4 protein-coding genes, 6 rRNA genes and 1 riboswitch (1 of these 11 cut by a window edge) are annotated in these 12,608 nt (G+C 47.0%); all 10 genes read left to right on the forward strand.

Annotation, left to right across the window (positions count from 1 at the left end; genetic code table 11):
• Nucleotides 1–239 (forward strand): 16S ribosomal RNA (locus ACLHDF_RS31890); it begins 1,173 nt to the left of the window's first position.
• 226 nt (nt 240–465) lie between these two features.
• Nucleotides 466–3,401 (forward strand): 23S ribosomal RNA (locus ACLHDF_RS31895).
• Between the two features lie 62 nt (nt 3,402–3,463).
• A 5S ribosomal RNA gene (rrf, locus tag ACLHDF_RS31900) occupies nt 3,464–3,579 on the forward strand.
• 161 nt (nt 3,580–3,740) lie between these two features.
• Nucleotides 3,741–5,292, forward strand: a 16S ribosomal RNA gene (locus ACLHDF_RS31905).
• A gap of 225 nt (nt 5,293–5,517) precedes the next feature.
• Nucleotides 5,518–8,453 (forward strand): 23S ribosomal RNA (locus tag ACLHDF_RS31910).
• 62 nt (nt 8,454–8,515) lie between these two features.
• A 5S ribosomal RNA gene (rrf, locus tag ACLHDF_RS31915) occupies nt 8,516–8,631 on the forward strand.
• The 16S, 23S and 5S rRNA genes sit together here, the layout of an rRNA operon.
• Before the next feature lie 46 nt (nt 8,632–8,677).
• Nucleotides 8,678–8,779, forward strand: a riboswitch (purine riboswitch).
• A 127-nt stretch (nt 8,780–8,906) separates the two neighbouring features.
• Nucleotides 8,907–9,395, forward strand: coding sequence for a 5-(carboxyamino)imidazole ribonucleotide mutase (gene purE / locus ACLHDF_RS31920; RefSeq protein ID WP_028412533.1), 489 nt, complete (start codon nt 8,907–8,909; stop codon nt 9,393–9,395).
• Nucleotides 9,388–10,533, forward strand: a complete 1,146-nt coding sequence (gene purK, locus ACLHDF_RS31925; protein WP_413922332.1) for a 5-(carboxyamino)imidazole ribonucleotide synthase — start codon at nt 9,388–9,390, stop codon at nt 10,531–10,533. The genes purE and purK overlap by 8 nt, the downstream gene beginning before the upstream one ends.
• On the forward strand, nt 10,530–11,822 hold the full coding sequence (purB, locus tag ACLHDF_RS31930) for an adenylosuccinate lyase (RefSeq protein ID WP_413922333.1): 1,293 nt from the start codon (nt 10,530–10,532) through the stop codon (nt 11,820–11,822). Before purK ends, purB begins: the two co-directional genes overlap by 4 nt.
• A 74-nt stretch (nt 11,823–11,896) precedes the next feature.
• A complete protein-coding gene (gene purC, locus ACLHDF_RS31935; protein ID WP_413922334.1) occupies nt 11,897–12,604 on the forward strand; it encodes a phosphoribosylaminoimidazolesuccinocarboxamide synthase in 708 nt (235 codons plus the stop codon).
• The last annotated feature ends 4 nt before the right edge of the window (nt 12,605–12,608 follow it).

Here is a 12,608-nt window from a genome sequence, read left to right on the forward strand (position 1 = left end):
GGATTGTAGGCTGCAACTCGCCTACATGAAGCTGGAATCGCTAGTAATCGCGGATCAGCATGCCGCGGTGAATACGTTCCCGGGCCTTGTACACACCGCCCGTCACACCACGAGAGTTTGTAACACCCGAAGTCGGTGGAGTAACCGTAAGGAGCTAGCCGCCTAAGGTGGGACAGATGATTGGGGTGAAGTCGTAACAAGGTAGCCGTATCGGAAGGTGCGGCTGGATCACCTCCTTTCTAAGGATTTTTATAAGACGTACGTTTTGACACTTTGTTCAGTTTTGAGAGTTCAATCTCTCAATTATAGAAAGCACACTACTTTCTTCTTATCTAATAAGAAGAATTTTGGTTGCGATTGTTCTTTGAAAACTAGATAACAGTAATAGCTGAGGAAAAGTGAAACTTTTCTTTTAATCAAACCAATAAATAACACAACAGTATGTTGTACCATTTATTCGCTAATGGTTAAGTTAGAAAGGGCGCACGGTGAATGCCTTGGCACTAGGAGCCGATGAAGGACGGGACTAACACCGATATGCTTCGGGGAGCTGTAAGTGAGCTTTGATCCGGAGATTTCCGAATGGGGAAACCCACTGTTCGTAATGGAACAGTATCTTTATCTGAATACATAGGATATTGAAGGCAGACCCGGGGAACTGAAACATCTAAGTACCCGGAGGAAGAGAAAGCAAATGCGATTTCCTGAGTAGCGGCGAGCGAAACGGAATTAGCCCAAACCAAGAGGCTTGCCTCTTGGGGTTGTAGGACACTCTATACGGAGTTACAAAGGAACGAAGTAAATGAAGAGACCTGGAAAGGTCCGTCAAAGAAGGTAACAACCCTGTAGTTGAAACTTCGTTCCCTCTTGAGTGGATCCTGAGTACGGCGGAACACGTGAAATTCCGTCGGAATCTGGGAGGACCATCTCCCAAGGCTAAATACTCCCTAGTGACCGATAGTGAACCAGTACCGTGAGGGAAAGGTGAAAAGCACCCCGGAAGGGGAGTGAAAGAGATCCTGAAACCGTGTGCCTACAAGTAGTCAGAGCCCGTTAATGGGTGATGGCGTGCCTTTTGTAGAATGAACCGGCGAGTTACGATCCCATGCAAGGTTAAGCCGATAAGGCGGAGCCGTAGCGAAAGCGAGTCTGAATAGGGCGTTTAGTATGTGGTTGTAGACCCGAAACCAGGTGATCTACCCATGTCCAGGGTGAAGTTCAGGTAACACTGAATGGAGGCCCGAACCCACGCACGTTGAAAAGTGCGGGGATGAGGTGTGGGTAGCGGAGAAATTCCAATCGAACCTGGAGATAGCTGGTTCTCTCCGAAATAGCTTTAGGGCTAGCCTCATGTTGTAAGAGTCTTGGAGGTAGAGCACTGATTGGACTAGGGGCCCCCAACGGGTTACCGAATTCAGTCAAACTCCGAATGCCAAAGACTTATCCATGGGAGTCAGACTGCGAGTGATAAGATCCGTAGTCAAAAGGGAAACAGCCCAGACCACCAGCTAAGGTCCCCAAGTATACGTTAAGTGGAAAAGGATGTGGAGTTGCTTAGACAACCAGGATGTTGGCTTAGAAGCAGCCACCATTTAAAGAGTGCGTAATAGCTCACTGGTCGAGTGACTCTGCGCCGAAAATGTACCGGGGCTAAACGTATCACCGAAGCTGTGGATTGACATCTTAGATGTCAGTGGTAGGAGAGCGTTCTAAGTGCAGCGAAGTCAGACCGTAAGGACTGGTGGAGCGCTTAGAAGTGAGAATGCCGGTATGAGTAGCGAAAGACAAGTGAGAATCTTGTCCACCGAATGCCTAAGGTTTCCTGAGGAAGGCTCGTCCGCTCAGGGTTAGTCGGGACCTAAGCCGAGGCTGAAAAGCGTAGGCGATGGACAACAGGTTGATATTCCTGTACCACCTCCCCGCCGTTTGAGTAATGGGGGGACGCAGTAGGATAGGGTAAGCGCGCTGCTGGATATGCGCGTTCAAGCAGTTAGGCTGATGAGTAGGCAAATCCGCTCATCATTAAGGCTGAGCTGTGATGACGAGGGAACTATAGTACCGAAGTTCCTGATTCCACACTGCCAAGAAAAGCCTCTAGCGAGGCGGGAGGTGCCCGTACCGCAAACCGACACAGGTAGGCGAGGAGAGAATCCTAAGGTGATCGAGAGAACTCTCGTTAAGGAACTCGGCAAAATGACCCCGTAACTTCGGGAGAAGGGGTGCTCTGGTAGGGTGTATAGCCCGAGAGAGCCGCAGTGAATAGGCCCAGGCGACTGTTTAGCAAAAACACAGGTCTCTGCGAAGCCGCAAGGCGAAGTATAGGGGCTGACGCCTGCCCGGTGCTGGAAGGTTAAGAGGAGGGGTTATCCTTAGGGAGAAGCTCTGAATCGAAGCCCCAGTAAACGGCGGCCGTAACTATAACGGTCCTAAGGTAGCGAAATTCCTTGTCGGGTAAGTTCCGACCCGCACGAAAGGCGTAACGATCTGGGCACTGTCTCAACGAGAGACTCGGTGAAATTATAGTACCTGTGAAGATGCAGGTTACCCGCGACAGGACGGAAAGACCCCGTGGAGCTTTACTGTAGCCTGATATTGAATTTTGGTACAGCTTGTACAGGATAGGTAGGAGCCTGAGAAGCCGGAGCGCTAGCTTCGGTGGAGGCGTCGGTGGGATACTACCCTGGCTGTATTGAAATTCTAACCCGCGGCCCTGATCGGGCCGGGAGACAGTGTCAGGTGGGCAGTTTGACTGGGGCGGTCGCCTCCTAAAATGTAACGGAGGCGCCCAAAGGTTCCCTCAGAATGGTTGGAAATCATTCGTAGAGTGTAAAGGCACAAGGGAGCTTGACTGCGAGACCTACAAGTCGAGCAGGGACGAAAGTCGGGCTTAGTGATCCGGTGGTTCCGCATGGAAGGGCCATCGCTCAACGGATAAAAGCTACCCCGGGGATAACAGGCTTATCTCCCCCAAGAGTCCACATCGACGGGGAGGTTTGGCACCTCGATGTCGGCTCATCGCATCCTGGGGCTGTAGTCGGTCCCAAGGGTTGGGCTGTTCGCCCATTAAAGCGGTACGCGAGCTGGGTTCAGAACGTCGTGAGACAGTTCGGTCCCTATCCGTCGTGGGCGTAGGAAATTTGAGAGGAGCTGTCCTTAGTACGAGAGGACCGGGATGGACACACCGCTGGTGTACCAGTTGTCTTGCCAAAGGCATCGCTGGGTAGCTATGTGTGGACGGGATAAGTGCTGAAAGCATCTAAGCATGAAGCCCCCCTCAAGATGAGATTTCCCATAGCGCAAGCTAGTAAGATCCCTGAAAGATGATCAGGTTGATAGGTCAGAGGTGGAAGCGTGGCGACACGTGTAGCTGACTGATACTAATCGATCGAGGACTTAACCAAACTTTAAAAGCGTAAGCTTTACTCAGCGAACTGTTATCTAGTTTTGAGAGAGCAATCTCTTGTCTGGTGGCGATAGCGAAGAGGTCACACCCGTTCCCATACCGAACACGGAAGTTAAGCTCTTTAGCGCCAATGGTAGTTGGGACTTTGTCCCTGTGAGAGTAGGACGTTGCCAGGCTGGAAAAGATCTCTCTTTTCTTTTAAAAAGTTGTTGACATTACGTTGATAACTTGATAAGATATTAAAGTCGCTCAAGAGCGGCGGTTGAACTTTGAAAACTGAACAAAGTGACAAACGTCAACGTTAATTTTTATTTTTAAATTGAGCAAGTCAAACATTTCTTCGGAGAGTTTGATCCTGGCTCAGGATGAACGCTGGCGGCGTGCCTAATACATGCAAGTCGAGCGAACTGATTAGAAGCTTGCTTCTATGACGTTAGCGGCGGACGGGTGAGTAACACGTGGGCAACCTACCTGTAAGACTGGGATAACTTCGGGAAACCGAAGCTAATACCGGATAGGATCTTCTCCTTCATGGGAGATGATTGAAAGATGGTTTCGGCTATCACTTACAGATGGGCCCGCGGTGCATTAGCTAGTTGGTGAGGTAACGGCTCACCAAGGCAACGATGCATAGCCGACCTGAGAGGGTGATCGGCCACACTGGGACTGAGACACGGCCCAGACTCCTACGGGAGGCAGCAGTAGGGAATCTTCCGCAATGGACGAAAGTCTGACGGAGCAACGCCGCGTGAGTGATGAAGGCTTTCGGGTCGTAAAACTCTGTTGTTAGGGAAGAACAAGTACAAGAGTAACTGCTTGTACCTTGACGGTACCTAACCAGAAAGCCACGGCTAACTACGTGCCAGCAGCCGCGGTAATACGTAGGTGGCAAGCGTTATCCGGAATTATTGGGCGTAAAGCGCGCGCAGGCGGTTTCTTAAGTCTGATGTGAAAGCCCACGGCTCAACCGTGGAGGGTCATTGGAAACTGGGGAACTTGAGTGCAGAAGAGAAAAGCGGAATTCCACGTGTAGCGGTGAAATGCGTAGAGATGTGGAGGAACACCAGTGGCGAAGGCGGCTTTTTGGTCTGTAACTGACGCTGAGGCGCGAAAGCGTGGGGAGCAAACAGGATTAGATACCCTGGTAGTCCACGCCGTAAACGATGAGTGCTAAGTGTTAGAGGGTTTCCGCCCTTTAGTGCTGCAGCTAACGCATTAAGCACTCCGCCTGGGGAGTACGGTCGCAAGACTGAAACTCAAAGGAATTGACGGGGGCCCGCACAAGCGGTGGAGCATGTGGTTTAATTCGAAGCAACGCGAAGAACCTTACCAGGTCTTGACATCCTCTGACAACTCTAGAGATAGAGCGTTCCCCTTCGGGGGACAGAGTGACAGGTGGTGCATGGTTGTCGTCAGCTCGTGTCGTGAGATGTTGGGTTAAGTCCCGCAACGAGCGCAACCCTTGATCTTAGTTGCCAGCATTAAGTTGGGCACTCTAAGGTGACTGCCGGTGACAAACCGGAGGAAGGTGGGGATGACGTCAAATCATCATGCCCCTTATGACCTGGGCTACACACGTGCTACAATGGATGGTACAAAGGGCTGCAAGACCGCGAGGTCAAGCCAATCCCATAAAACCATTCTCAGTTCGGATTGTAGGCTGCAACTCGCCTACATGAAGCTGGAATCGCTAGTAATCGCGGATCAGCATGCCGCGGTGAATACGTTCCCGGGCCTTGTACACACCGCCCGTCACACCACGAGAGTTTGTAACACCCGAAGTCGGTGGAGTAACCGTAAGGAGCTAGCCGCCTAAGGTGGGACAGATGATTGGGGTGAAGTCGTAACAAGGTAGCCGTATCGGAAGGTGCGGCTGGATCACCTCCTTTCTAAGGATTTTTATAAGACGTACGTTTTGACACTTTGTTCAGTTTTGAGAGTTCAATCTCTCAATTATAGAAAGCACACTACTTTCTTCTTATCTAATAAGAAGAATTTTGGTTGCGATTGTTCTTTGAAAACTAGATAACAGTAATAGCTGAGGAAAAGTGAAACTTTTCTTTAATCAAACCAATAAATAACACAACAGTATGTTGTACCATTTATTCGCTAATGGTTAAGTTAGAAAGGGCGCACGGTGAATGCCTTGGCACTAGGAGCCGATGAAGGACGGGACTAACACCGATATGCTTCGGGGAGCTGTAAGTGAGCTTTGATCCGGAGATTTCCGAATGGGGAAACCCACTGTTCGTAATGGAACAGTATCTTTATCTGAATACATAGGATATTGAAGGCAGACCCGGGGAACTGAAACATCTAAGTACCCGGAGGAAGAGAAAGCAAATGCGATTTCCTGAGTAGCGGCGAGCGAAACGGAATTAGCCCAAACCAAGAGGCTTGCCTCTTGGGGTTGTAGGACACTCTATACGGAGTTACAAAGGAACGAAGTAAATGAAGCGACCTGGAAAGGTCCGTCAAAGAAGGTAACAACCCTGTAGTTGAAACTTCGTTCCCTCTTGAGTGGATCCTGAGTACGGCGGAACACGTGAAATTCCGTCGGAATCTGGGAGGACCATCTCCCAAGGCTAAATACTCCCTAGTGACCGATAGTGAACCAGTACCGTGAGGGAAAGGTGAAAAGCACCCCGGAAGGGGAGTGAAAGAGATCCTGAAACCGTGTGCCTACAAGTAGTCAGAGCCCGTTAATGGGTGATGGCGTGCCTTTTGTAGAATGAACCGGCGAGTTACGATCCCATGCAAGGTTAAGCCGATAAGGCGGAGCCGTAGCGAAAGCGAGTCTGAATAGGGCGTTTAGTATGTGGTTGTAGACCCGAAACCAGGTGATCTACCCATGTCCAGGGTGAAGTTCAGGTAACACTGAATGGAGGCCCGAACCCACGCACGTTGAAAAGTGCGGGGATGAGGTGTGGGTAGCGGAGAAATTCCAATCGAACCTGGAGATAGCTGGTTCTCTCCGAAATAGCTTTAGGGCTAGCCTCATGTTGTAAGAGTCTTGGAGGTAGAGCACTGATTGGACTAGGGGCCCCCAACGGGTTACCGAATTCAGTCAAACTCCGAATGCCAAAGACTTATCCATGGGAGTCAGACTGCGAGTGATAAGATCCGTAGTCAAAAGGGAAACAGCCCAGACCACCAGCTAAGGTCCCCAAGTATACGTTAAGTGGAAAAGGATGTGGAGTTGCTTAGACAACCAGGATGTTGGCTTAGAAGCAGCCACCATTTAAAGAGTGCGTAATAGCTCACTGGTCGAGTGACTCTGCGCCGAAAATGTACCGGGGCTAAACGTATCACCGAAGCTGTGGATTGACATCTTAGATGTCAGTGGTAGGAGAGCGTTCTAAGTGCAGCGAAGTCAGACCGTAAGGACTGGTGGAGCGCTTAGAAGTGAGAATGCCGGTATGAGTAGCGAAAGACAAGTGAGAATCTTGTCCACCGAATGCCTAAGGTTTCCTGAGGAAGGCTCGTCCGCTCAGGGTTAGTCGGGACCTAAGCCGAGGCTGAAAAGCGTAGGCGATGGACAACAGGTTGATATTCCTGTACCACCTCCCCGCCGTTTGAGTAATGGGGGGACGCAGTAGGATAGGGTAAGCGCGCTGCTGGATATGCGCGTTCAAGCAGTTAGGCTGATGAGTAGGCAAATCCGCTCATCATTAAGGCTGAGCTGTGATGACGAGGGAACTATAGTACCGAAGTTCCTGATTCCACACTGCCAAGAAAAGCCTCTAGCGAGGCGGGAGGTGCCCGTACCGCAAACCGACACAGGTAGGCGAGGAGAGAATCCTAAGGTGATCGAGAGAACTCTCGTTAAGGAACTCGGCAAAATGACCCCGTAACTTCGGGAGAAGGGGTGCTCTGGTAGGGTGTATAGCCCGAGAGAGCCGCAGTGAATAGGCCCAGGCGACTGTTTAGCAAAAACACAGGTCTCTGCGAAGCCGCAAGGCGAAGTATAGGGGCTGACGCCTGCCCGGTGCTGGAAGGTTAAGAGGAGGGGTTATCCTTTGGGAGAAGCTCTGAATCGAAGCCCCAGTAAACGGCGGCCGTAACTATAACGGTCCTAAGGTAGCGAAATTCCTTGTCGGGTAAGTTCCGACCCGCACGAAAGGCGTAACGATCTGGGCACTGTCTCAACGAGAGACTCGGTGAAATTATAGTACCTGTGAAGATGCAGGTTACCCGCGACAGGACGGAAAGACCCCGTGGAGCTTTACTGTAGCCTGATATTGAATTTTGGTACAGCTTGTACAGGATAGGTAGGAGCCTGAGAAGCCGGAGCGCTAGCTTCGGTGGAGGCGTCGGTGGGATACTACCCTGGCTGTATTGAAATTCTAACCCGCGGCCCTAATCGGGCCGGGAGACAGTGTCAGGTGGGCAGTTTGACTGGGGCGGTCGCCTCCTAAAATGTAACGGAGGCGCCCAAAGGTTCCCTCAGAATGGTTGGAAATCATTCGTAGAGTGTAAAGGCACAAGGGAGCTTGACTGCGAGACCTACAAGTCGAGCAGGGACGAAAGTCGGGCTTAGTGATCCGGTGGTTCCGCATGGAAGGGCCATCGCTCAACGGATAAAAGCTACCCCGGGGATAACAGGCTTATCTCCCCCAAGAGTCCACATCGACGGGGAGGTTTGGCACCTCGATGTCGGCTCATCGCATCCTGGGGCTGTAGTCGGTCCCAAGGGTTGGGCTGTTCGCCCATTAAAGCGGTACGCGAGCTGGGTTCAGAACGTCGTGAGACAGTTCGGTCCCTATCCGTCGTGGGCGTAGGAAATTTGAGAGGAGCTGTCCTTAGTACGAGAGGACCGGGATGGACACACCGCTGGTGTACCAGTTGTCTTGCCAAAGGCATCGCTGGGTAGCTATGTGTGGACGGGATAAGTGCTGAAAGCATCTAAGCATGAAGCCCCCCTCAAGATGAGATTTCCCATAGCGCAAGCTAGTAAGATCCCTGAAAGATGATCAGGTTGATAGGTCAGAGGTGGAAGCGTGGCGACACGTGTAGCTGACTGATACTAATCGATCGAGGACTTAACCAAGATTTGAAAAGCACATGCTTTACTCAGCAACTGTTACCTAGTTTTGAGAGAACAATCTCATGTCTGGTGGCGATAGCGAAGAGGTCACACCCGTTCCCATACCGAACACGGAAGTTAAGCTCTTTAGCGCCAATGGTAGTTGGGACTTTGTCCCTGTGAGAGTAGGACGTTGCCAGGCAAAATAAAAAAACTTTTTTCTGGATTGGCTGTTATTATTAAGTTATCAATTGAGATATCCGAAACCTCATATAATAGTGGGAATATGGCCCACGAGTTTCTACCTGATGACCGTAAATCATTGGACTATGAGGAGAGTACAATTACTAAATAGGTAAACATGATTCCTTTTCAAAAGGAATGTCGATACATGAAACCTAGGGTAGTTGTGGCTTTCCTTTAGTGAGCCACAACTACCCTAGGTTTTTTTATAACGTGAAAAAGGAGCTTTTATTCATGAATGTAAAAGTTGCTGTTGTAATGGGCAGTCAGTCAGACTGGAGCACTATGAAATATGCGTGTGACATTTTAGATGAATTAAATATTCAATATGAAAAGAAAGTTGTATCGGCCCATCGAACGCCGGATTATATGTTTGAGTACGCTGAAACAGCGAAAGAACGAGGAATTAAAGTTATTATTGCTGGCGCTGGTGGTGCTGCTCACTTACCTGGTATGATTGCTGCAAAAACAATTTTACCTGTGATAGGGGTACCGGTTAAATCAAGTAACTTAAACGGTTTAGATTCACTTTTATCGATTGTTCAAATGCCAGGCGGCGTACCGGTAGCTACAGTAGCTATTGGAAAAGCTGGTTCTACGAACGCTGGTCTGCTAGCAGCGCAAATCTTAGCAACACAAGATCCAACATTAAGTGATCAACTTGAAAATCGTAGAGAGTCTATTAAATCATCTGTGTTAGAAAGTAGTGATCAACTTGTCTAATTTACTTATACCTCCTGGTAAAACAATTGGAATCGTAGGCGGTGGACAGCTAGGAAGAATGATTGCACTATCTGCTAAGGAAATGGGTTATTACATTGCAGTACTTGAACCAACAGAAGATTCTCCTTGCGGTCAAGTGGCAGATATCAAAGTCATTGGTAACTATGATGACAGAAAAGCAATTGAACAGCTTGCTGAAGTGTCAGATGTTATCACCTATGAATTTGAAAACGTTGATGTTGAGATGATGAAATGGCTAGAAACAAAGTGCTACGTGCCACAGGGTAGCCATTTGCTAGCTGTTACACAAAATCGTCGTTTAGAAAAAGAAATGATTACAAAACTTAATCTAGACGTTCCAGATTATGCAATCGTTATGACTGAAGAAGAACTTTTAAAAGCTGTCGAAACAATCGGTTATCCATGTGTCGTAAAAACTTGCCGAGGCGGATATGACGGTAAAGGGCAAGTTCTAGTGAAAAATGAGAATAATATTCGTGAAGCAGCTGAGCTATTAGCGCAATCGGAATGTCTTGTAGAACAGTGGATGAACTTAGATAAAGAAGTATCAGTTATTGTACACCGTAATGCAAAAGGCGAAACGGTATGTTTACCAGTAGCTGAGAACATTCATAAGCATCATATTTTACACCAAACGATTGTTCCAGCACGTATTACAGTAGATCAAGAAGCAAAAGCTCTTGAATATGCGCAAGAAATAGCAAAGGGATTAGATTTAGTTGGTACGTTAGCAGTTGAGATGTTCCTAACTAAAGAAGGTCAGATTTATATAAATGAAATGGCACCTAGACCTCATAATTCAGGTCATTATTCAATCAATGCTTGTGATCTTTCTCAATTTCAGCAGCATGTAAGAGCCATTTGTAACTGGACCCTAGCACAGCCGACTTTATTAAAACCTGCTGTTATGGTTAACCTATTAGGGGAACATATTGAGAACACAATGGCAAAAATCGAATGTTTAAATGATATGCACTTACATTTGTACGGAAAAAAAGTTGCAAAAGAAAAGAGAAAAATGGGACATATTACGGTATTAGCTGATAAGATAGATGAGGCGATAGAAAAAGCCGAATCTCTAGGAATTTGGGAAAGAACGGAGGAAGTAACAACATGATTGAACGTTATACAAGACCAGAAATGGCAGCTATTTGGACAGAAGAAAATAAATTTAAAGCTTGGTTAGAAGTTGAAATTCTAGCTTGTGAAGCATGGTCAGAATTAGGACATATTCCAAAAGAAGATGTAAAGTTAATTCGTCAAAATGCATCTTTTGATATTAACCGCATCAATGAAATTGAACAAGAAACACGTCATGACGTAGTAGCTTTCACTCGCGCAGTATCTGAAACGCTTGGTGAAGAGCGTAAGTGGGTACACTACGGTTTGACTTCAACTGATGTAGTTGATACAGCTCTATCTTATTTATTAAAACAAGCTAACGAAATTTTGCTAAGTGACGTAGAGCGCTTTGTAGAAGTACTAAAAGAAAAAGCTCAAGAGCATAAGTATACGGTTATGATGGGACGTACGCACGGTGTACACGCTGAGCCAACGACATTTGGTTTGAAAATGGGATTATGGTACGAAGAAATGAAGCGTAACTTAGAGCGTTTAAAACGTGCAGCCGCTGAAGTGGAATTCGGTAAAATGTCAGGAGCGGTTGGAACGTTCGCTAACATCGATCCTTTCGTTGAAAAATACGTATGTGAGAAGTTAGGGATTTCACCAGCACCAATCTCTACGCAAACATTACAGCGTGACCGTCATGCACACTATATGTCAGTGCTAGCGTTAATTGCGACATCTATTGAGAAATTTGCAGTAGAAGTTCGCGGTCTTCAAAAGAGTGAAACGCGTGAGGTTGAAGAGTATTTTGCAAAAGGTCAAAAAGGATCATCTGCAATGCCTCATAAACGTAATCCAATTGGTTCTGAGAACGTAACTGGGCTTGCTCGCTTAATCCGCGGCTATATGGTTACAGCTTATGATAATGTACCACTTTGGCATGAGCGTGACATCTCTCATTCATCAGCAGAGCGTGTCATCTTACCTGATGCAACAATTGCTTTAAATTACATGTTAAATCGTTTTGCAAACATTGTTAAAAACTTAACAGTATTCCCTGACAACATGAAGCGAAACATGGATCGTACACTAGGATTAATCTACTCACAGCGTGTACTGTTAACACTAATCAATAAAGGTATGGTACGTGAAGAAGCATACGACTTAGTACAGCCAAAAGCAATGGAAGCATGGGAAACTCAAGTTCCATTCCGTTCTTTAATTGAAGGCGAAGAGCGTATTACTCGCCACTTATCACCAGAAGAGATTGAAGATTGTTTCGATCATAAGCACCATTTAAAAAACGTAGACATGATTTTTGAACGTTTAGGTCTTTAATAAAAAAGGCAAGGCACGTCCTTGCCTTTATCTAAGAAAGTGTATCTGAATATTCTGTATGTAGAGGTGACAGCATGGAAAAGCAAGAGTTACTTTATGAAGGAAAAGCGAAAAAAATTTACGCTACTGATGAGCAAGATGTATTGTGGGTTGCTTATAAAAATGAAGCTACAGCATTCAACGGTCAGAAAAAAGCAGAGATTAGCGGAAAAGCACAGCTGAACAACCAAATTAGTAGTTTACTATTTTCAATGTTACATGAGCAAGGGATTACAACTCACTTTGTGAAGCAGCTTTCAGATCATGAACAAGCGGTTAAGAAAGTAGAAATTGTCCCGCTAGAAGTTGTTGTACGAAATGCTACAGCAGGAAGCCTTGCGAAGCGAATTGGCGTAGAAGAAGGTATTCGTTTTGAACAGCCAATCGTTGAACTTTACTACAAAGATGACGCTCTTGGTGATCCATTAATTCTTGCAGAACATGCGATATTCCTTAAAGTTGCAACTCAAGAAGAGATTGATAGTCTAAAAGCACAAGCACTTCAAATTAACGAAGTATTATCGAGATTTTTTAAAGATAAAGATATTTTCTTGGTAGATTTTAAATTAGAATTCGGCCGTACTTCTCAAGGCGACATTATTTTGGCGGATGAAATTTCACCTGACACTTGCCGCTTCTGGGATGTTCATACGAACGAGAAGTTAGATAAAGATGTATTCCGCAGAGACTTAGGCGGTTTAACAGAAGCATACGAAAAAATCTTACAGCGAATCGGAGGATAACCCA

It is taken from the genome of Priestia megaterium (assembly GCF_046599315.1).
GTDB classification, from domain to species: domain Bacteria; phylum Bacillota; class Bacilli; order Bacillales; family Bacillaceae_H; genus Priestia; species Priestia megaterium_F.